20 protein-coding genes are annotated in these 22578 nt (G+C 39.5%); 15 read left to right on the forward strand and 5 right to left on the reverse strand.

What is annotated here, in order from left to right; all coding sequences use genetic code 11:
• Positions 1-18 precede the first annotated feature (18 nt).
• The 10 genes from ACE198_RS11635 (at position 19) to ACE198_RS11680 (ending at position 11313) form a co-directional block, all read left to right on the forward strand.
• Positions 19-1917 (forward strand): methylmalonyl-CoA mutase family protein, encoded by a 1899-nt coding sequence (locus ACE198_RS11635; RefSeq protein WP_375375667.1) that lies wholly within the window; start codon positions 19-21, stop codon positions 1915-1917.
• Positions 1898-4096 carry a methylmalonyl-CoA mutase gene (scpA, locus tag ACE198_RS11640; protein WP_375375668.1) on the forward strand — a complete coding sequence of 733 codons (2199 nt, stop codon included), beginning with the start codon at positions 1898-1900 and terminating at the stop codon, positions 4094-4096. The genes ACE198_RS11635 and scpA overlap by 20 nt, the downstream gene beginning before the upstream one ends.
• Entirely contained in the window at positions 4096-5211 is a 1116-nt protein-coding gene (meaB, locus tag ACE198_RS11645) for a methylmalonyl Co-A mutase-associated GTPase MeaB (protein WP_375375669.1), read from the forward strand. The genes scpA and meaB overlap by 1 nt, the downstream gene beginning before the upstream one ends.
• Before the next feature lie 109 nt (positions 5212-5320).
• A complete protein-coding gene (locus ACE198_RS11650) occupies positions 5321-5758 on the forward strand; it encodes a BrxA/BrxB family bacilliredoxin (RefSeq protein WP_098574899.1) in 438 nt (145 codons plus the stop codon).
• Between the two features lie 123 nt (positions 5759-5881).
• The gene (locus ACE198_RS11655; RefSeq protein ID WP_098574898.1) at positions 5882-7048 is read left to right on the forward strand and encodes a M20 family metallopeptidase; all 1167 of its coding nucleotides are present in this window, start codon (positions 5882-5884) and stop codon (positions 7046-7048) included.
• 209 nt (positions 7049-7257) lie between these two features.
• Positions 7258-8034 (forward strand): ABC transporter substrate-binding protein, encoded by a 777-nt coding sequence (locus tag ACE198_RS11660; protein WP_375375670.1) that lies wholly within the window; start codon positions 7258-7260, stop codon positions 8032-8034.
• 62 nt (positions 8035-8096) lie between these two features.
• Complete coding sequence (locus tag ACE198_RS11665; RefSeq protein WP_098574896.1) at positions 8097-8756, forward strand: amino acid ABC transporter permease; 660 nt, start codon at positions 8097-8099, stop codon at positions 8754-8756.
• Complete coding sequence (locus ACE198_RS11670) at positions 8749-9471, forward strand: amino acid ABC transporter ATP-binding protein (RefSeq protein ID WP_251457127.1); 723 nt, start codon at positions 8749-8751, stop codon at positions 9469-9471. The genes ACE198_RS11665 and ACE198_RS11670 overlap by 8 nt, the downstream gene beginning before the upstream one ends.
• A gap of 310 nt (positions 9472-9781) precedes the next feature.
• On the forward strand, positions 9782-10777 hold the full coding sequence (locus ACE198_RS11675; protein ID WP_375375671.1) for an aromatic acid exporter family protein: 996 nt from the start codon (positions 9782-9784) through the stop codon (positions 10775-10777).
• 23 nt (positions 10778-10800) lie between these two features.
• Entirely contained in the window at positions 10801-11313 is a 513-nt protein-coding gene (locus ACE198_RS11680) for a L,D-transpeptidase (RefSeq protein WP_257148538.1), read from the forward strand.
• A gap of 41 nt (positions 11314-11354) precedes the next feature.
• Here the strand turns inward: ACE198_RS11680 and prli42 are convergent, their stop codons facing one another.
• Positions 11355-11453 (reverse strand): stressosome-associated protein Prli42, encoded by a 99-nt coding sequence (gene prli42 / locus ACE198_RS11685; protein WP_155928433.1) that lies wholly within the window; start codon positions 11451-11453, stop codon positions 11355-11357.
• A 162-nt stretch (positions 11454-11615) separates the two neighbouring features.
• On the opposite strand from prli42, the gene mce reads away from it, so the two are divergent.
• From mce to ACE198_RS11705, 4 genes are all read left to right on the forward strand, one after another.
• Positions 11616-12029: a methylmalonyl-CoA epimerase gene (gene mce / locus ACE198_RS11690; RefSeq protein ID WP_375375672.1), complete on the forward strand. Its 414-nt coding sequence runs from the start codon at positions 11616-11618 to the stop codon at positions 12027-12029.
• A 1-nt stretch (position 12030) separates the two neighbouring features.
• A complete protein-coding gene (locus ACE198_RS11695; protein WP_375375673.1) occupies positions 12031-13581 on the forward strand; it encodes an acyl-CoA carboxylase subunit beta in 1551 nt (516 codons plus the stop codon).
• A gap of 142 nt (positions 13582-13723) precedes the next feature.
• Complete coding sequence (locus ACE198_RS11700) at positions 13724-14845, forward strand: tripeptidase T (protein ID WP_375375674.1); 1122 nt, start codon at positions 13724-13726, stop codon at positions 14843-14845.
• A 79-nt stretch (positions 14846-14924) separates the two neighbouring features.
• Complete coding sequence (locus tag ACE198_RS11705; protein ID WP_375375675.1) at positions 14925-16202, forward strand: DNA polymerase IV; 1278 nt, start codon at positions 14925-14927, stop codon at positions 16200-16202.
• A gap of 48 nt (positions 16203-16250) precedes the next feature.
• Here ACE198_RS11705 and zwf read toward each other — a convergent pair whose 3' ends face one another.
• Entirely contained in the window at positions 16251-17720 is a 1470-nt protein-coding gene (zwf, locus tag ACE198_RS11710; protein ID WP_375375712.1) for a glucose-6-phosphate dehydrogenase, read from the reverse strand.
• A gap of 283 nt (positions 17721-18003) precedes the next feature.
• Between zwf and rnz the strand changes: the two genes are divergently transcribed.
• Positions 18004-18927, forward strand: a complete 924-nt coding sequence (rnz, locus tag ACE198_RS11715; RefSeq protein ID WP_375375676.1) for a ribonuclease Z — start codon at positions 18004-18006, stop codon at positions 18925-18927.
• A 52-nt stretch (positions 18928-18979) separates the two neighbouring features.
• Here the strand turns inward: rnz and namA are convergent, their stop codons facing one another.
• The 3 genes from namA to proC form a co-directional block, all read right to left on the reverse strand.
• Positions 18980-19999: an NADPH dehydrogenase NamA gene (gene namA, locus ACE198_RS11720; protein ID WP_375375677.1), complete on the reverse strand. Its 1020-nt coding sequence runs from the start codon at positions 19997-19999 to the stop codon at positions 18980-18982.
• 82 nt (positions 20000-20081) lie between these two features.
• Positions 20082-21221 (reverse strand): glycosyltransferase family 2 protein, encoded by a 1140-nt coding sequence (locus ACE198_RS11725; RefSeq protein WP_375375678.1) that lies wholly within the window; start codon positions 21219-21221, stop codon positions 20082-20084.
• Positions 21222-21279: 58 nt separating this feature from the next.
• Positions 21280-22125, reverse strand: coding sequence for a pyrroline-5-carboxylate reductase (proC, locus tag ACE198_RS11730; protein WP_375375679.1), 846 nt, complete (start codon positions 22123-22125; stop codon positions 21280-21282).
• Positions 22126-22578 lie beyond the last annotated feature (453 nt).

Raw genomic sequence — 22578 nt, forward strand, 5'->3', positions numbered from 1 at the left:
AATTGAGTCGAGAGGGGGATGAGAAGTTTGAATAATTTAAAGAACCAGTCTTTTCCTTCAATATCAGAACAAGCATGGACAGAAAAGGCAGAGCAATCCTTAAAAGGAAAATCGGTTGAATCTTTACAAACTACTACATATGAAAACATTATTTTGAAACCGCTTTATACCCGTCAAGATGAGTGTCAGGTACCGGAATACCCAGGAGGTTCGGATTTTAGAAGAGGGATCTATCCATTAGGTTATCTGACAAATGATTGGAAGGTTGCCCAAAGACTATCCTTTCAATCGGTGGAAGATCTGCAGGCGAAACTCAAACAAGCATTTATAAAAGGACAAACAGCCATTTCATTTTATGTCTCGAAAAGTCTCCTAAGTGGGAAGCAAAACCTAGTAAAAGTTTTAGGAGATTCATATAAGAGATATCCATTTTCAATCGACGCTAAAGAATTACAATCCACTTTTCTATCTGAATTAGAAGGTATAGTAGAACAAGAAGATGCTGGAGAAAAAATCAGTGGATACATTGGTTCAGATCCAGTTGCCATTTTTGCTAAAGAAGGAGCTATTTCAGAAGCATTTCTAAAAGACTGGGATAAAAACATTAGTAAATCGGCTGTAAAGTTTCCTAATTTACGTACAATTCTAATTGATACTAGTGCCTATCATAATGGTGGTGCAAGTGCAGCTCAAGAACTGGGAATTGCAATAGCTGAGGGGATATTCTATCTCGAACATCTTCAGGATGCAGGCATGGATTTAGATACAATTTTTACAAAAATGATTTTCCAATTCTCCATTGGCAGCAATTTTTTCATGGAAATCGCTAAGCTTCGAGCTGCCCGAGTTCTATGGAGCCGTGTGAGCAGTGTTTATGGAGCGAATGAAGATAGTTCCAGGATGAATATTTCTGTTGAAACTTCCACTTACACAAAAACTATACATGACCCATATGTTAACCTCCTAAGGGCTGGAAATGAAGCTTTTGCGGCCGTGGTTGGGGGCATTCAATACCTGCATGTGAGTCCTTTCGATGAACTCACATGTGTCACGTCGATTTCGGATAGAATTGCTAGAAATACTCAATTGCTTTTGAAAGAAGAAGCACATCTCCAAAAGGTTATTGATCCTGCAGGAGGTTCTTGGTATGTGGAGCATCTAACCAATGAACTTGCCGAAAAAGCTTGGGGATTTTTTAAACATATTGACGGACATGGAGGCATATTAGAAGTACTAAAATCCAAATGGCTGCAACAAGAAATTACAGCGGTCTCTGAAAAAAAGATCCATGATATCCAAACAAGAAGGAAAAGTATTGTGGGAACAAATGTCTACGCAAATCTTGATGAAGTGGTTACATATAAAAACCTGCCAGAGAAAAATTCATATTTTGCAAATGATGAAAACTCATTAATAAATATTGAGGCTATTCCAAATCGTAGATTGGCAGAACCATTCGAAGAATTACGAAAAAAGTCAGCAAATCTCGAAGGAAAAGTAGGATCTAAGCCCACTGTAGGTATGATTTGTCTCGGGGGACTAAAACAGCATAAAGCAAGGCTTGATTTTATGAAGGGGTTTCTCGCAGCCGGAGGTTTGGAAGCACTTATAAGTAATTCCGTTATAACTGTTGAGAATGCCAGACAATTCGTATTAGAACATCCTGCAAGTCACTATTGCTTATGCGGAACGAATGATCAATATGAAATAATTGGACATGACATTCTAAAGATTCTTAAAACTGAATATCCTGAGCGGTCTTTTTACTTAGCTGGACTGCCAGAAAAAGAAAAACAGGATCTATGGATGGACGAAGGTATTAAGCAGTTTATCCATATGAAAAGCAATTGCTATGAAACGCTGTTGTCCATTCTAAGTGAGTTGGAGGTGGGTAAGGTTGAAGAAACAAAAGCCTGATTTTCAAAATATATCCTTATTTGACGAACAGAAATTTATTACCAAAGAAGAGTGGCAGCAAAAAGTCGATCAAGAAATAAATGGTGCGATCGATGATTTACTGTTTGAGACGAATGAACAAATCAGTCTGAAACCGCTTTATACAAAAGAGGATCGTAATGATCTTCCGCATATTGATGATCTTCCCGGGCTCCCTCCTTATACAAGAGGTCCGTATCCAACCATGTATGTCAACCGACCATGGACAGTTAGACAATATGCAGGTTTTTCAACAGCTGAGGAAAGCAATGCATTCTATCGCAGAAACCTAGCAATGGGACAAAAGGGATTATCTGTTGCTTTTGATTTAGCCACACATCGCGGCTATGACTCCGATCATCCACGAGTAGTTGGTGATGTCGGTAAAGCAGGTGTTGCGATCGATTCCATTCTTGATATGAAGACATTGTTTGAGGGAATACCATTAGACCAGATGTCTGTATCAATGACCATGAACGGGGCAGTTCTGCCGATCCTTGCCTTTTTCATCGTGACTGCTGAAGAACAAGGTGTAAGTCAGGAGAAACTGGCTGGTACCATTCAAAATGATATTTTAAAAGAATATATGGTTCGAAATACCTATATATATCCACCTGAAATGTCTATGAAAATAATAGCAGATATCTTTGAATATACGTCCAAACACATGCCAAAGTTTAATAGTATTAGTATTTCCGGTTATCATATGCAGGAGGCGGGAGCACCAGCTGATTTAGAGCTGGCATACACTCTTGCAGATGGTTTGGAATATGTACGTACAGGTCTTAAGGCAGGTATTGATATCGACTCATTTGCACCAAGATTGTCCTTTTTCTGGGCAATTGGGATGAATTACTTCATGGAAGTAGCTAAAATGCGCGCTGCTCGATTGATTTGGGCAAAAATGATGAAATCATTTTCTCCAAAAAACGAAAAATCATTAGCGTTACGGACACATTCGCAAACATCCGGCTGGAGTTTGACTGAGCAAGATCCATTTAATAATGTCACTCGTACCTTGATAGAAGCACATGCTGCTGCAATGGGACATACCCAATCATTGCATACGAATGCCTTGGATGAAGCAATCGCACTGCCAACCGATTTTTCTGCACGGATTGCCCGTAACACACAATTATTTTTGCAAGAGGAGACGGGGATTACTAATGTCATCGATCCCTGGGCAGGTTCTTACTATGTTGAAAAATTAACCGATAAATTGGTTAATAGAGCTTGGTCACACATTGAAGAAATTGAAAATCTAGGTGGTATGGCCAAGGCAATTGAAACTGGCCTTCCAAAGATGAGAATTGAAGAAGCTGCAGCCAGAAGACAGGCACAAATCGATTCTGGGAAGGAAACAATTATCGGTGTCAATCGCTATCGACTAGAAAAGGAAGAAGCGATTGATATTTTGGATATCGATAATACAGCAGTTCGTTTAAAACAAATTGAAAAATTAAATACATTAAAAGCTGATCGAGATGAGAAGAAAGTAAAAGAATCGCTTACTGCATTAACGAATGCGGCGGAAAAGGGTGTACAGAATTTATTAGAATTGGCTGTCCAAGCAGCAAGGGCGAGAGCCACACTTGGAGAAATTTCCGATGCAATTGAACAAGTGGCTAGCAGACATAAGGCAGTAATTCGTTCGATCAGCGGCGTTTATAGCACAGCTTTTAGCAATGAAGAAGAAATCGATGCAGTGAAAAAAATGACGGATGAATTCTTAGAAAATGAAGGCAGAAGACCAAGAATCCTGATTGCCAAAATGGGTCAGGATGGCCACGACAGAGGTGCCAAAGTTATTGCTACGGCCTTCGCTGACCTTGGCTTTGATGTCGATATTGGGCCTTTATTTCAAACTCCAGCAGAAACAGCGCTGCAAGCGGTTGAAAACGATGTTCATGTGATTGGGATAAGTTCGCTTGCCGCAGGTCATAAGACGCTTCTCCCGCAATTAGTCGAGGAATTAAATAAACTCGGCAGAGATGATATTTTGGTCGTGATTGGAGGGGTCATTCCGGCGCAGGATTATCAATTTTTATATGACCACGGTGCTTCAGCTATTTTTGGACCGGGGACGATTATTCCAGTTGCCGCACAAAAAGTAATCAAAGAGATTTATTACAAACTCGGTTATGAGGAAGTGTCACAATAATGACTCTTGACCAAAAGCCTGAATGGAGCGATCCAAACCAACCAGATAATTGTTCAAGTGTGATAAGAAAAGGTCAGGAGCTTGAAGAACAAACGGTATCCATCCAACCAAATATCCGTTTTCAAAAGCGGAGAAATTCTGAACCGACGGTGGAGGAGCTTTATGAAGGAGTAATAAGGGGTGATAGGAGTCTTTTAGCTAGGGCGATTACGCTTGTTGAGAGCAATGCAAAGCAGCATTTTCAAAAAGCACAGCAACTCCTGCAGAAACTCCTGCCTAAAAGTGGTCAAGCTATTCGAATTGGAATAACTGGTGTCCCGGGTGCAGGGAAAAGTACTTTTATTGAGACCTTTGGTACGTACCTTTGCAGCTTAGGACATCGAGTAGCCGTATTAGCCATTGACCCAAGCTCAAGCATAAGCGGTGGAAGTATTCTTGGTGACAAGACAAGGATGGAGCATTTAGCAAGGAACCCTCGCGCCTTTATCCGTCCTTCTCCAACTGCAGGAAAACTAGGCGGGGTTCATCGGAAGACGAGAGAGGCGATGTTAATTTGTGAGGCAGCCGGTTTTGATGTCATCTTAATCGAAACTGTCGGGGTTGGGCAAAGTGAAGTAATTATTAGAGATATGGTAGACTTTTTCATGCTGTTAGTTCTTACCGGTGCGGGCGACGAATTGCAAGGGATGAAGAAAGGGATTATGGAATTGGCTGATGCCGTCCTAGTTCATAAAGCAGATGGGGAGAACAAACCGATCGCTGAGCAGACGAGAAAAGAGTATAACCGTATCCTTCATTTTCTTCATCCAGCCACAAAGGGCTGGGCTACTAAAGCTTATACGTGTTCTTCGTTGACTCAAGAGGGGATAAGTGAGGTATGGAATGTCATACAGTCTTTTGAGCAAAAAGGTAAAACATCAGGTGTGCTAGTTGAAAGAAGAAGAATTCAGGCGAAGGAATGGCTCTATTCGATGATTACTGACCAACTTCAATTTCATTTCTTTCATCATATTGGAGTGAAAAGTGCCCTATCTACTTTAGAAAATGAAGTAATTGCTGGAGAAAAGACAGTGGCTACAGCTGTAGATGAGTTATTTACTATTTATTGGAAATAAAAGTGAAGCGGTCATTAAATTCTTCTAAAGTATTAAGATGCTTCATTTGAAAAAAACATATTTTTACTGTTAAATGTAAGTATAGTCATAAATCTAAGGAGTGAACTTAATGAGCATGGATTTTAATTTCTTTATGAATGATGTTGTGAAACAGGCACGACAAGAAATCGTGTCTGCCGGATATAAAGAATTGACAACACCTGAGGAAGTGGAAGCAGCACTTGATCAAAAAGGGACTACTTTAGTCATGATTAATTCCGTATGTGGTTGCGCTGGAGGCGTGGCGCGTCCAGCAGCAGCACATGCCCTGCATTATGATAAGCGCCCTGATCATCTTGTCACTGTTTTTGCAGGACAGGATAAGGAAGCAACTGAAAAGGCTAGAAGCTATTTCACTGGTTATCCACCATCCTCACCCTCATTTGCCCTTTTAAAGGACGGTAAGATTATATCAATGGTGGAAAGACATCAAATAGAGGGCTATGACCCTGCAACCGTTGTATCTAAACTTCAAAATGAATTTGATCAACATTGTGAAGAGGTATAATAAATGAATACGAAAAGAGCCATATCATAAGATTTGGCTTTTTTTCTTGTCGAAATGAATTTTTTAATGTATATTTATTAATTATTTCGCAATTTTAATCATAATAAAGAGGAGCATTTCATCATGAAGGATGTATTAAAAAATTATTTAGAAAAAATTCAAAATAGATTATGGGAGATAAGTGATACACTATACTATCATCCTGAATTAGGTGATCAAGAATTTGAATCTAGTAAACGGTTAATAGAGTTCCTAGAAGAACATAATTTTGTCGTTGAAAAGGGAATTGTTGGCAGGCCGACATCGTTTAAAGCTGTTTATGATAGCAAAAAGGATGGACCAACAATTGCATATTTATCTGAATATGACGCGTTACCTGAGGTTGGGCATGGTTGCGGCCATAATTTGATAGGAACCATGAGTGCTGGGGCTGGAGTGACTTTAAGTAAAGTGGTAGATGAAATTGGAGGACGTGTGGTTGTCTTAGGAACACCCGCTGAAGAAACAAATGGTGCCAAAGTACCGATGGCTGAACAGGGCATTTTTAATGATATCGATGCTGCAATGATTTTACATCCTGCTGATGAATCCTATGAAAGTGGTGAATCTCTAGCAATGGATGCGATTCAGTTCGATTTCCGAGGCAGGACCAGTCATGCGGCGGCTTCCCCAGAGATGGGAATTAATGCACTTGATGCAGTCATTCAATTATTTAATGGGATCAACGCGCTCCGTCAACATGTGACTTCAGATGTTAGAATCCATGGAATTATTAAAGAAGGTGGAGTAGCAGCGAATATTGTCCCAGATAAAGCCGTAGCACAGTTTTATGTTCGTGCCAAGGATCGCAGCTATCTAAATGAAGTGGTTCAAAAGGTAATTGGTATTGCAAAAGGGGCATCTTCGATGACAGGGGCAGAGGTTCACATCGAAAATTATGAACTTAGCTATGATAATATGGTGACCAATCAAACACTTTCCCAGCTATTTACTGCCAATCTGTTAACTACCGGTGTGAAGCAAGTAAAGAAAGCGAAAGACTCATACGGTTCCATAGATATGGGAAATGTCAGTCATGTTGTGCCAGCCATTCATCCTTATATTGGTCTTGATTCACCTGGATTAATTGCTCACACAAGGGAGTTTGCTGACTTAACCATCACCGATAACACCCACGAGATTCTTTCAAGAGGAGCTTTGGCCCTTGCTTTAACTGGATATGATTTAATAACTAACAAAGAAGCATTGGAAAAAATGAAAAATGAATTTAGTCAAACAGTATTAAGTTAACTTTATTTTTAAAAGCATCTCGTCTCATTGAGGTGCTTTTTTATATGTATATTAATATTATTTTAATATCATTAGGTGCAGAATCTTTAGAATATTTTTATATTAGAAAAATATCTTTTCAAAATAAATTCTATGTGTTAATATTCGTTTTGTTGAATAAAAATTCAAATCAGAGAAAGCAGATATTACATATCATAGGAGGATAAATCATGAAAAAAACAGTATTATTTTTTACGATGATTTTAACATTAGTGGCTTTGGCTGCTTGCGGTCAGAGCAATAAAGATGGGGCAAATGGAGAAAAAACAGCTGATAAGAAAGTATTAACGATGGCTACTTCAGCAGATTTTGCTCCATTTGAATCAAGAGACCCATCAGGTAAGGTCGAGGGCTTTGATATTGATTTAGCTAATGCCATTGCTAAAGAATTAGGTTACACACTAGACATAAAAGACATGAAGTTTGATGGGTTAATCGGTGCATTACAGGCAAAACGTGTGGACATGGTACTTGCTGGTATGTCTGCAACTGAAAAGCGTAAGCAAAATGTTGATTTCTCAACAGCATATAACCATTCAGGTGAGATGTTTATCACGCTAAAAGATTCTAAAATTAAAACAATTGATGATCTTAAAGGAAAAACAGTTGGAGTACAGTTGGGAACCATTCAAGAAGAGGGTGCAAAAACTCTTCAAAAAAAGGTTGATTTTACACTAAAGCCATTAGATAATGCAACAACTTTAATTCAAGAACTATTATCAAATCGAATCCAGGTTGCTTATATGGATAAATCTGTTGCAACAGGATATATCAAGGAACAAGGTTTAGCCGGATTTGATGATCCGACAACAAGCTCTCCAGGAATGGCTGTTGCTTTCCCTAAAGGCAGTGACTTAACTGAAAAAGTAAATAGAGTTCTTAAAGACTTAGAAGAAAATGGAAAACTTCAAGAATTAAAGGACAAGTGGTTAAAAGACCAGCAATAAGCATAAACTTAATTTCAACAAGACTAGTGCTGCAAAGAAAATTATAAAGTGAGGTGTAAGGCATGAATTTGGATTTTAGCCAAATTGTGCCTTATATTCCTTTTATTTTAGAGGGAATATGGGTTACATTAAAATTTGTTATTATTTCTATTATATTAGGTTTTATTCTTGGAACAATTTTAGCTCTATGTAAAATATCACGAATTAAAGGATTAAATTGGTTTGGGGATCTATATACATCTATTTTTCGCGGGACACCATTAATTTTACAATTGATGTTAATCTACTTTGCCATTCCGCAATTAACGGGTTATGACATTTCGCCATTTTTATCATCCATCCTTGCGTTTGGCTTAAATTCATCAGCATATGTTTCAGAGATTATCAGAGCCGGAATTCAAGCAGTTGATAAAGGTCAGACCGAAGCAGCCCAAGCATTAGGAGTTCCTTATCGTCTTATGATGAAGGACTTGATATTACCACAAGCACTAAAAAATATTTTACCTGCACTTATGAATGAATTTATAACCTTAACCAAAGAATCAGCCATCGTCTCGACGATTGGTTATTTAGACTTGATGCGCCGTGCGCAGGTTGTTGGAGCGGATACGTATCGAAATTTTGAACCACTAATTTTTGTCGGTTTTATCTATTGGATTTTAGTAATGGTGCTGACTTTGGCAGGTAAACGGTTTGAACGGAGGCTGAAGTACAGTGATTAAAGTGGAAAACCTCTATAAGCAGTTCGGTAATCACGAAGTATTAAAAAATATTTCAACAAATATTGATAGTGGAGAAGTTGTCTCGATTATTGGGCCTTCGGGTTCTGGTAAATCTACCTTTCTTCGCTGCTTAAATTTATTAGAGACACCAACCAAAGGGAAAGTTTGGATTAATAATCAAGAGCTTACCGATAGCAAAACGAATATCATGAAAGCCCGTGAACAAATCGGCATGGTTTTTCAACACTTTTATTTATTTCCACATCTGTCGGTTTTGGATAACTTAACTTATGCGCCGATGAAAGTAAAAGGCGAATCGCGGGAACTTGCTGAGAAAAAAGCCCGGGAATTGCTTGCACGCGTTGGTCTTACTGATAAAGAGAAAGCCTTTCCGAATAATTTATCAGGTGGGCAGAAGCAGCGCGTAGCGATCGCTCGTGCACTTGCGATGGAACCGAAGTTAATGTTATTTGATGAGCCAACATCCGCACTTGACCCTGAAATGGTAAAAGAAGTACTTAATGTTATGAAGGATCTTGCACAATCAGGAATGACCATGGCCATTGTTACCCATGAGATGGGTTTTGCGCGCGAAGTTTCTGATAGAATAATCTTCCTAGATGATGGGGTACTACTAGAAGAAGGATCTCCTGAGGAATTCTTTAATAACCCTCGGACTAGCAGAGCGAAGGACTTTTTAGAAAAAGTATTGTAGAAAATCACAATCTTTAAATATGAGACATTCTTGCAAAAGAATGCTTTAATAAGGATATGCTAAAGATGGTCTTAACGATCATCTTTTTATTTTTTTGCTGTGTTAAACTTGTCTGTTGATTTCCGTTCCAGGCACTTCGCTTTCCGCGGGCGTGCCGGGGAGCCTCCTCGACGCTTTTAGCGCCTATGGGGTCCTCCCCTGCCCCGTACTCCCGCAGGAGTCTTCGTGCCTTCCGCTCCAATCAACAGAGTGTCAAAATCAACATTAATCTTTAACACAGCCTATTTTTTAATAATTTGGAGAGGTACCTATGAAATTTCGGATTGGATATCGGACAATTAAAACAGCTATTGGGACAGCCATTTCAATTTTACTTGCTCAGCAAATAGGACTGCAGAACTTTGCTTCTGCAGGAATACTGACCATATTATGTATCCAGGTGACAAAGCGGAGGTCGTTCAGAACAGCATGGGCTCGCTTTTTAGCCTGTGTATTAGCAATGCCTTTTTCTGCCGTTTTTTTTGAGCTAATCGCTTATCATCCAATTGTAATTGGGATTATGTTATTTTTCTTTATCCCGACGATTGTCATGTTGAAGGCTCCTGACGGAATTGTGACAAGCAGTGTTATTATTTTACATATTTATATGGCAAAAAAAATAACCTTGGCCATTTTTCTTAATGAGCTTGGGGTAATCACGATTGGTATTGGGGTCGCATTACTTATTAATCTTTATATGCCGAGCGTTGAGAAAAAGCTAAAGGATTATCAAAGTGAGATTGAGGAGAATTTTAGAATCATCTTCGTTGAAATGGTACGTTATTTACGGACTGGGGATAGTAATTGGGATGGTAAAGAGATTACGGTTGGTGCGCGTCTACTTGATGAAGCGATAGCCATAGCCCTTCAGGATGTTGAAAATCATTTTTTACGAGATGAGAATATATATTTTCATTATTTTAAAATGAGACAAAAGCAATTTGAAATTATCGAACGTGTCTTACCAATTGTCACTTCCCTTACCCGGACGGTAAAGCAAGGGCATATGGTAGCGGAGTTTCTGGAAGAACTTTCTGAAAATGTCCATCCTGGAAATACAGCTTATATATATCTTGAAAAATTAAGAGAAATGAAAAAGGAATTTGAGGAAATGGAGCTCCCAAAGACAAGAGAAGAATTTGTAACGAGGGCAGCTCTGCTGCAGTTGGTAAATGAAATGAACGAATATCTAATTATTAAAAGTTCATTTAAGGGAATAAAAACAGCGGTTAAAGTGAATGAACAGAAGGAGATTGAAGCAAACTAGGGAAAAAAAGGCAGGTGGCTGCTTTGATAAAAATTTTATCGCCAATCCTGATTGCTTTTTTCATGTCACCACTTTGGCCTTTGGGGCCAAACCCTATGCCAGGTGATCCATTTCTTATTGTGAATAAAAGTAAAAATGAAATGGCTTTTATTAATGAAAACAAAGTACAAACGGTTGTAAGTGTCGGAACGGGAAAAACACAAGAGCTGACACCTGAAGGTCTTTTCACCATTACAGTAAAGGCCAAAGAACCTTATTTTCGGAAAGGGAATATCCCTGGAGGAGATCCTAAGAACCCACTGGGAGCGAGGTGGATTGGCTTTGATGCAAAGGGAACAGATGGAAGAATCTATGGCATCCATGGAACGAATCAGCCTGCTTCAATCGGCAAATATGTCTCGCAAGGCTGTATCCGCACTCAAAATGAAGTGGTTACCTCACTATATCCGATCATTCCATTAGGAACAAAAGTATTAGTTATTTCTTCAAAAAAATCATATGAGACACTAGCAAAAGATCATGGAGCAATTAAATAGGAAAAGGGACTGTTCAAATGGAAACAGTCCCTTTTTTTATATTATGACAGAAATTGACCAATTCCAATGAGTAGTGTTGAGGCAAGCATAGCAAATAACATTAAATAAACAATGATTTTTCTCGTTTTCTTACTTTTCAAAATGGGTACCTCCCTTAACTGATTGAAACTTTACTTATATTCTACAAGGAAATGCAAAAATGAACAACGGAACAACTAAGTAATTAAGGAAGGATTTATGAACTTTTTAACGAATAAGATTATTGTCGAATAAATTTTAATTTTTAGAACAGAGGGGTAAAAATGATTAAAAAAGTCGACCATATTGGGATTGCAGTGAAGTCTCTCGAGAAAACGCTTTCTTTTTATACCGATGTGTTAAATCTGCCTTTGGTAGGGATCGAAGAGGTGGATACTCAAAAGGTAAGAGTTGCCTTTTTACAGGCAGGAAGTACTAAGCTTGAACTGCTTGAGCCCACTTCAGAGGAAAGTACCATTGCCAAATTTATCGAAAAACGCGGTGAGGGAATCCACCATGTTGCCCTTGGGGTGGATTCGATTGAAGAAAGAATTCGCGAAATGAAGGAAAAAGGGATACGTATGATTGATGAGCAGCCAAGACCTGGGGCTGGTGGGGCAAATATTGCTTTCATGCATCCAAAATCGACATCTGGGGTTTTATTCGAGCTTTGTGAGAAGAAAGGGATGAAGGGGTAAAATGATAGACATCTATGAAAAAATAAATGAGTTGTATGATAAACGTCGTGAGGTTGAGTTGGGCGGCGGCGATGAGAGAATTGAGAAACAGCATCAAAAAGGCAAATTGACTGCTAGGGAAAGAATCGATCTTTTAGTAGATAAAGGCACATTTTTTGAACTAAATCCTTTCATTGAGCACCGTACAAATGATTTTGGTCTAGATGAGCAAAAGGGGCCAGGGGACGGAGTGGTGACTGGTTACGGAAAAGTAAATGGTCGGCCTATTTATCTTTTTTCCCAAGATTTCACTGTTTTTGGCGGAGCATTAGGGGAAATGCATGCCAAGAAGATTGCTAATGTCATGGATTTAGCAGCGAAAAATGGAGCACCTTTTGTCGGTTTAAATGATTCCGGCGGGGCACGTATTCAGGAAGGCGTTGTCTCATTAGATGGGTATGGACATATTTTTTACCGAAATGCAATTTATTCCGGTGTCATTCCGCAAATCTCGGTAATTATGGGTCCATGTGCGGGCGGTGCTGTCTATTCACCAGCGATTACTGATTTTGTATTTATGGTGGAAAAGTCGAGTCAAATGTTTATTACTGGACCTAAAGTCATTGAAACAGTGACAGGTGAGAAGATTTCAGCAGAAGAATTGGGTGGGGCGAATGTCCATAGCTCCATTAGTGGAAATGCCCATTTTCAGGCTGATTCAGAAGAAGTGGTGTTAAAAAACGTCCGCAGGCTGTTAAGCTATCTTCCGCAGAATAATGAAGAGAAGGCTCCTAGGTTTGAGGTAAAGGATGACGAAGATTATCGTCCGGATTTAATGGATGTTATTCCATTTGATACGGTTCGTCCGTATGATGTCCGCAATGTCATCGAGCAAGTGGTTGACGAGAGCAGTTTCATGGAAGTTCAAAAGGATTTTGCTAGAAATATCGTGGTTGGATTTGCGCGAATTAAAGGTGAATCTGTAGGTCTTGTTTGTAATCAGCCAAAGGTGATGGCTGGCGGCCTGGATATCGATTCTTCTGATAAAGCGGCGCGATTTATCAGAACCTGTGATTCATTTAATATCCCAATCATTACTTTTGAGGATGTGACAGGCTTCTTCCCTGGAGTCAAGCAGGAACACGGTGGAATCATTCGCCACGGGGCAAAAATCTTATTTGCTTATTCCGAGGCGACCGTTCCGAAGTTAACAGTGATCTTAAGAAAAGCTTATGGCGGTGCCTATGTTGCGTTAAACAGTAAATCAATTGGTGCTGATTTGGTATTTGCCTGGCCTAATGCTGAAATTGCAGTTATGGGACCTCAAGGAGCCGCTAATATTATTTTTGCGAAGGAAATTAACAATAGTGAGAATCCAGAACTGACAAGACAGCAGAAAATTGATGAATACCGTGAAAAGTTTGCCAATCCCTATGTGGCAGCGAGCAGAGGAATGGTCGATGATGTGATTGACCCACGCGAAACTAGAATGAAAATTGTCCAAGGCTTAGAAATGCTTAGAACCAAAAAAGAGTCAAGGCCATATAAAAAACATGGGAACATCCCGCTGTAATTAAACTCTCTTTTAACCTTTTTGGATGTGCTCTCTATCATTTGATGATACTTTTATTAAAAGGTATACTAAAATAGGAAAAGCGAAAGCGGCATTGGCGCTTAGAGCTGGACAATGAGTACATAATTGGAGGTTCAATATAATGGTTAATCAGGAACGTCTATTAAATGAGTTTTTAGAACTTGTGCAAATTGACTCAGAAACAAAATTTGAGACCGAAATTGCCAAGGTGTTAAAACAAAAATTTACAGAACTTGGTCTTGAAGTGTTTGAAGATGATACGACTGCGGTGACAGGGCACGGTGCAGGCAATCTGGTTTGTACGCTAGCGGCAACTAAAGAGGGCGTTGACCCGATTTATTTTACTTGTCATATGGATACTGTTACACCAGCTAAAGGTGTAAAGCCTTCTATAAAAGACGGCTATGTGGTTACGGATGGCACAACAATCTTAGGTGCCGATGATAAAACTGGAATTTCTGTTATGCTTGAAACCATCCGGCAGTTAAAAGAACAAAACATCCCGCATGGTCTGATTCAATTCGTGATTACTGTTGGGGAAGAGTCCGGTCTTGTCGGTGCAAAAGCACTTGATTCCTCACTGATGAAAGCGAAATTCGGTTACGCATTGGATAGCGATGGCCTAGTTGGTAATGTAGTTGTAGCTGCTCCAACCCAAGCAAAGGTAAAAACCGTTATTTACGGAAAAACAGCTCATGCAGGTGTTGCACCTGAAAAAGGTGTTTCCGCGATTACGATTGCAGCAAAATCGATTGCGAGGATGCCGTTAGGAAGAATCGATCACGAAACAACGGCTAACATTGGACGCTTTGAGGGTGGTCAAGCAACCAATATCGTTTGTGACCGTGTGGATATTTTAGCTGAGGCCCGTTCTCTGATTCCTGAAAAAATGCAAGCGCAGGTAAGCAAAATGAAGGAAGCATTTGAAACAGTGGCAGCAGAAATGGGCGGCAGAGCCGAGGTTAATGTGGAAGTCATGTATCCAGGATTTAAATTTGGCGAAGGCGATCATGTTGTTGAAGTGGCTCGTAAGGCTGCTGCAAAAATCGGCCGTAGTTGTGAGCTTCAGCATAGCGGCGGCGGCAGTGATGCCAACGTATTTGCTGGCTTTAATATTCCAACTGTCAATCTAGCTGTTGGCTATGAAGAAATTCATACGACCAATGAACGCATGCCAGTGGAAGAATTATATAAGCTGGCAGAAATGACACTTGCTATAATCGATGAAGTGGCAAATCAATAATCTTTTGGAGGAGAACCTAACCGCGGTTCTCCTTTTTGATATACTAAGAGAAGAAAAAGTGAGTTAAGGAAGTGCGAGCATGAAGGAAATGTACCCGAAAAACGGAAGAGTCATTTTACATGTAGATATGAATAGCTTTTATGCATCCGTTGAAATGGCCTATGATCCTAATCTGAAGGGGAAACCACTTGCAATCGCTGGTAATGTCGAGGAACGCAGAGGAATCATTGTCACCTGCAATTACGAGGCAAGAAAATTCGGTGTCAAAACAACGATGGCGCTTTGGGAAGCGAGAAAGCTATGTCCACAGTTAATCGTCGTGAAACCGAATTTTGAGCGCTATCGTGCAGTTTCTATTGCTATGTTTGAAATTCTCAGACATTATACGGAAATTGTTGAACCTGTTTCGATTGATGAAGGATACTTAGATATTACAGAAAGCTTTGAAAAGGGGAGTCCAATCGAAATCGCTGAAAGTATTCAAAAAAGGATATTGGAACAATTAGATATTCCATGCAGTATAGGGATAGCACCTAATAAATTTTTAGCGAAAACCGCGTCCGATATGAAAAAGCCAATGGGGATTACCATTCTTCGAAAACGTGATATTCCCATAGTTCTTTGGCCGTTGAACACAAACGAAATGCATGGCGTCGGAAAAAAGACAGCGGAAAAATTACAAACGATTGGGATTCATACCATTGGTGAGTTAGCAAAGGGAAATGAGATTCAACTGAAAAAACTGCTTGGAATTAATGGAATTCGATTAAAAGAAAGAGCCAATGGGATTGATCACCGCCCAGTTGATCCGGAATCAATTGAGGAATTTAAGAGCATTGGAAATTCAACAACCCTTCCTCGGGATGTTAGTAATCAACAGGAACTACTTCGTGTATTAACATCATTAGCTGAAACGGTTTCCGTTAGACTGAAGCGAAAGAAGGTCCTTGCAGGAACGCTTGGAATCACCATCCGATATAAGGATCGAAGAACGATTACTAGAAGTAAAAAACTTCCGAACCCTATTAATCATAAAGATGAGATATCTTCATTTGCTCAGCAGATTTTCCTGAAAGCTTGGAATGGCGATGCTGTTCGACTGTTAGGAATCACAGGCACCGATTTAGTGGAGCATACCCGAGCCTTTAAACAGCTAGATTTATTTTCTTATGAAAAGGATGCCAAAAAAGAGCCTTTACTAAATACTCTATCTAGTCTTCGTGAAAAATACGGAAAAAAAATCATTGAAAATGCGGGGGAACATCAAGCCCCTTCCTCGGATAATATCGGTACTGGAACGAGCTTTAATAAAGACTTTCTCCAAACACTTCCACAAAAAAGTAATGACTCAGACTAAAAAGCACCACTTTTGCTTTCATAACAAAAGTAGTGCTTTTTGAACTTCTTATTTACAAATATCTACTTCTAAATCTGTTACCGGCCACCAGAAGAAGCCGTCTTTTTCTAAAAGCTCATCCGCCTTTTTTGGTCCCATGGTTCCAGATTGATAATTAGGAAAGTTGTCCGCCTTCGTGTTTTCCCAGACTGCAGATATTTTATCCACAAAACTCCAAGAATAGGCAACTTCATCCCAATGCGTAAAATTCGTGGCATCGCCCCGCATGCAATCGTAAAGAAGCTTTTCATAGCCTTCAGGCGTGTTCATCGCATGGATGCCGGTGTTGGCAAAGCTAAGTTTTACCTCCTGTGCATCTAAGTGTCCGCCAGCTTTCTTAGCGTTTAGATGCAACGTAATTCCTTCTTCAGGTTGAATATGAATCACTAGTAGATTTGGATTTAACATTTTTTCCGTTTGATAATATAAATTCATTGGAATATCTTTAAATTGAACAACAATTTTGGTTGATTTTGTTGACATTCTTTTTCCTGTCCGAATGTAGAACGGAACACCAGCCCAGCGGAAATTATCAATCATGATTTTACCGGCAACAAAGGTTTCAGTATTTGATTCTTTATCTACCATCGTTTCATCACGATAGGCAGGAACTGGAACATCCTCAACCGTACCCTCGCCGTATTGGCCTCGGACAAAATAATTATTAACCTCTTCTCCTTCAACCGATCGAAGTGCACGAAACACACGAACTTTTTCGGAACGAATTTCATCGGTAGAGAGGTTGATTGGAGGTTCCATCGCAAGCAAGGCTACCATTTGCATCATGTGGTTTTGAAGCATATCTCTAAGGGCGCCGCTTGTTTCATAATAACGGCCGCGTTCTTCAACCCCGAGGATCTCACTGGAGGTGATTTGAATATTTGAAATATAACGGTTATTCCAAAGCGGTTCAAAAATAGCATTAGCGAAACGTATAACTTCGATATTCCTTACCATTTCTTTCCCTAAATAATGATCGATACGATAGACTTCTTTTTCTTTAAATGCACTTCTAATTTGTCTATTTAACTCGATGGCAGATTCTAAGTCATGTCCAAATGGTTTCTCAATGACGAGGCGTTTATAGCCCTTTACCTCTGTAAGTTTGTCTGATTTTAAGTGTAAAGCAATCGTTCCGAAAAATTCAGGAGCCATTGCAAGGTAAAAGATACGATTGCCTTCTAATTGATAGTTTTCATCAATCTCATCCGCTAAATTTTTTAACAAAGCGTAAGAGTTGGAATCACTAACATCATGCGATTGATAGTAAAAATGCGAGATAAAATCATCAATCTTATCTTTATTTCCTAAGGCTGAGACGACCGAGTCTTTGACTGAATGCTGAAATTCATCATTGGATAGCGATCTTCTTGCAACCCCAATCACCGCAAATTTAGTTAATTTTCCTTTCTCATATAACCGGTAAAGGGAAGGAAACAACTTCCTTTTTGCTAAATCACCAGTCGCACCAAAAATCATAATTAATGAAGTCATGTTTCCAGTTTGCTCCAAAGTAAATACCTCTTTTCTGTTTATGTAAAAATGTATATTGCTCTTATGTTTATATTGTTTGATTTTATCTCATTCGACTAGACTTCGCAAAAATAATACAACGCAATTTGACAATTTTTTTTATTTTTCACAAAATAATCCCTGATATTCACTAATTACTAGCTGCCCATGGAGGAGAAAATAATATTTTTTTGTGCTATATTATCAATATTGGAATCCAAGGAACGGAATTTGAGAGGAGTTTATTATTGTGGATATTTTTTTCCTAGGAACAGGGGCTGGAATGCCGGCAAAACTCCGCAATGTCACGTCCATTGCACTGAAATTGCTTGAGGAGCGGGGGGCGGTTTGGTTATTCGATGCCGGTGAGGCTACCCAGCATCAAATTTTGCATACTCCCATAAAACCACGGCGAATCGAAAAAATCTTTATTACACATCTTCACGGTGATCATATCTACGGGCTGCCAGGATTATTATCAAGCCGCTCTTTTCAAGGCGGGGAATCAGAGGTAACCGTTTATGGCCCCAAAGGGATAAAAGACTATATTCATGTCAGTCTATCAATAAGCCAAACTTATTTGAAATATCCTCTAGTTGTCATTGAAATTGAAGAGGGAATTATTTTTGAGGATGAGCAGTTTTTAGTGGAATCCCGCCGGCTAGACCACGGTATACCTTCCTATGGGTATCGGATAGTAGAAAAGGACAGGCCTGGAACATTACTTGCTGATAAATTGAAAGAAGCAGGGGTCCAGCCGGGGCCAATCTTTAGAAAAATTAAAAATGGTGAGGCTGTAACTCTTGATGATGGCAGAACGATTGATCCAACTGAGTTTCTTGGTCCTGAACAGAAGGGGAGAGTTGTGACGATTTTAGGGGATACCCGCTACTGTGAAAATGCAATTTTATTGGCTATGAATGCCGATCTTTTGGTACATGAAGCGACTTTTTCTGCTCATGAAGAAAAGCTGGCCCATGACTATTTTCATTCAACCACACATCAGGCTGCAGATGTTGCAAAGAAGGCCCATAGTAAATTGTTGTGTCTTACACACATAAGCTCTCGTTATGACCGCAATGCTTGGCAAGAGTTAGTAGATGAGGCGAAAGAAGTATTTTCGAATACGGATATTGCTGAGGATTTTAAAGAAATAAAGCTGCCACTTAAATAATATAAAAACACACTTACCTAAGTTATAGGTAAGTGCGTTTGATTTAAATGGTTCAAATCCAGCCGCGTTCGTATTGTTTTGGTCCTTCAATATTTACACCAAGCTCCTTCGCTGCAGTCCTCGGCCAATACGGATCGCGAAGCAATTCACGAGCTAAAAAGACTAAATCGGCTCTTTCATTTTGTAAGATTTCCTCCGCTTGGATCCCCGTAGTGATTAATCCTACCGCACCGGTGGGAATGCTGGCACCATTCTTAATGGTTTCCGAGTATTTTACTTGGTATCCGGGATATACGTCAATATGGGCAGGGACAAGCGCACCAGAACTTACATCGATTAAATCGACACCTTGTTCTTTCATCCATTGACTATAATGTATGTAGTCATTTGGAGACAATCCTTCTTCGTGGTAATCATGTGCGGAAACTCTCACAAATAATGGACCATCCCAAACGGTTTTTACGGCATCAATCACATCGCGGAGGAATCTGTAGCGGTTCTGTGCTGATCCCCCGTATTCGTCAGTTCTTTTATTGGATAGCGGCGAAAGGAATTCGTTGATAAGATACCCATGAGCACCATGGATTTCGATTACATCGAAACCAGCTTTTGCAGCACGCTCTGCGCCTTTTTTAAATGCTTCGATTGTTTCTTCGATATCTGTTTTGGACATTTCCTTTGGCGTTTTCATTTTCTCATTAAAAGCTAGTGCAGATGGAGCAAGAATTTCACCTTCTAACACTGCTTTTCTGCCAGCATGGGCGAGTTGAATGCCTGTTTTGGCTCCATGCTCTTTCATTAGACTTACAAGCTCAGTGAAGCCCTCTACATGCTTATCACTCCATATACCTAAATCACGAGGTGTAATTCTGCCTTGAGGTGTTACCGATGTTGCTTCAACAATAATCAGCCCTACCTGGCCAACTGCCCTGCTTGTATAGTGAGTGCGATGCCAGTTTTGTATATGTCCATCTTCGTTATGACTCGAATACATGCACATGGGCGCCATGACAACTCGATTTTTAAATGTGACACCCTTTATGGTATAGGGGGAAAATAGTTTTACTGCCATTTTAGAAGCCTCCATAAAATTAAATAATAAACATTCCTTTTTAGTATAGCAAAAGGAATGTTTTATTGAAAAAAAACAGTTTCTACTCTTTCTCCCGGAGTTCGCTTAACCGATAGGTGGTTCCCCTCCAAACAATCCCGCCGCGCTTAAAGGTTAGAAGGCTTGCCCGGATAATTGAATAAATAAATAGTAAGGCTGTGATTGGCAAAACCAAAAACATGAGCGGAGAGAATAAGGTTAGTTTTTTTATGACCATTACATAAAGTATTCCACTTATTATTATATTTCCGATGGATAATAGGGCAACAGTCTTGTTCCCGGAAAAAATCATCAAAAAGGGCAGAACGTTGGTGATAAATACACCGAGGATTGCAAAAATCACCATACTGATTCGGTAGTGTAATCCGGCAAATGTATTCTTTTCTAGCCCGATGAAGGCCTCCTTTAAACTTCCATACCATTCTACTTCGATTAAATGTAATGCAGTTATGATTCTTTGTCGATAACCAGCCTTTTTCATCTTCATCCCAAGCTGTAAGTCATCATCCGGGCGCATTTTTATTCTTTCATGTGTTCCGAATGACTCATAAGATTCTTTTAAAACAAGATTAAAAGCGCCGATTCCTGTTCCAATCTTTGATTTGGGGTTGTTGGCTAACCACGGGCGTTTGAAATATGAAAAGCCAAACAGGAAAAAGGCAACAAATGATTTTAACCAAAACCGTTTAGCGCTTAAGTTTGGCGCTGCAGTTAGGTGATCCAATTTATTTCTTTCAAAATAATGGAGCGCTTTTGCGAATGCTTGTTTTTCAAAATGTATGTCGGCATCAGTAAACAATAGCCATCTACCTGAAGCATGACATGCACCAGTGTACAAGGCGTTATTCTTCCCAAGCCAGCCCTCAGGTAATTTCTCAATATGGATAACCCTTATGCGTGGGTCTCTTGTTGTTAATTCTCCCATAATAGTACCTGTGGCATCAGTGGACCGATCATTGACGAGAATCCATTCCACATTTTTGTAGGTTTGCTCTAACTGGCTGAGGATGCTTGCAGCAATCTGCTTTTCCTCATTACGGGCAGCAACTACTACAGTCAACAATGCTCCTTGCGCTAAGTCTTCCTCTTTTTCTAATGGATCTATTTTTCTCAGCCCAATCATTCCGTCTATAAGAAAGATAATCCAGACTAGAATTCCTAATGAAAATAAAATCGTTAGCATGCATGACACTTCCCTAGCCTTTTTTCCTAGTTTAAAGTAATAAAGGCAAAAATCCAATTTAGGAAGGTTGGTCGGCAGTTTGAAGCTTAGAACTTAATTCAGTTCCCATTTTTTTAGATTGGGCCGTTGCTGCTTTGATACATGAAATGAAAGCTTCTTGTACCCTGTGTTCCTCAAGCACTCGAATCCCAGCTTCTGTTGTTCCGCCAGGGCTTGTTACGTCTTTACGCAGCTGGGTAGAAGATTTACTTGAGTTTTTGACCATTTCTGCTGCACCAAGCAGTGTTTGTACAATCAATTCACTGGCCATATCTTTTTCAAGACCAACTTCAACGGCACTTTTCTCCATTGCTTCAATTAGATAATAAATATAGGCGGGGCCGCTGCCGGAAAGTCCAGTTACGGCATCTAATTGTTCTTCTTCCACAACGGAAGCCATGCCGACGGTTCCAAATAAGGTTTTAGTTGTTTCTAACTGAGAATCGGTAACACGATGATTCACGGCAACAGCAGTAGCTGATTTTCCAACCGCTGCCGAGGTATTTGGCATGGACCTTACAATCGCAAGTGGGATTCTTGCCAATGTTTCAATGGTATTCATGGATACACCTGCTAAGACAGAAACGACGAGCATCTCTTCAGTTAAGTGTTCACGAATCGATTGAATAGCAGTCGCGACGTCTTTTGGTTTCATGGCTAACATCACAATGTCTGTTTGATCAAACAGTTCATTCAAATTATAAGTTGTTCGAATTCCATAACGTGTTTCTAATGTTGCTAATCTTTCTTGATTAGAATTGTTCGTGATCCAAATATTTTTTTTATCAATAAAACCATTTTCAAGAATTCCTGAAATGAATGCTTCAGCCATCGATCCTGCGCCAATAATTGCGATTTTTTTCATGTTTATTCCTCCTTTATTTTACCGAAAACATAAAAAAACCCTTCATCCATAAAGGACGAAAGGTTTCGCTTCCGTGGTACCACCTTCATTTACCCTTGCTTAAATTTCAAGAAGGGTTCACTCGACTCCGATAACGCCGGATGTGCGTTAGGTTTTCCTAAGTGCTCCTAAGGTAGGTTCAATGATTAAGAGGGCGGTGAAGTCTTTCAGCCATCGAACTTCACTCTCTTTCGCCATTTCTCATTTACTGGCCTTATTCATCGCTTTAGCGAATCAAATTTTTACTAGATTATGCAAGATAAACAACCTATCTGTCAATAGATAAATTTAGCGAATTTTTTATTTTTTCTAAAAAATTATGCAGAAATAATGACAATTGGTTTAAAAGTCGCTACACTTTAGTATATATAATAAATGTCACATAATGTTCGTATTTATACCATTGGATTCTTT

The organism is Neobacillus sp. KR4-4 (assembly GCF_042136325.1).
Lineage (GTDB): Bacteria > Bacillota > Bacilli > Bacillales > Cytobacillaceae > Neobacillus.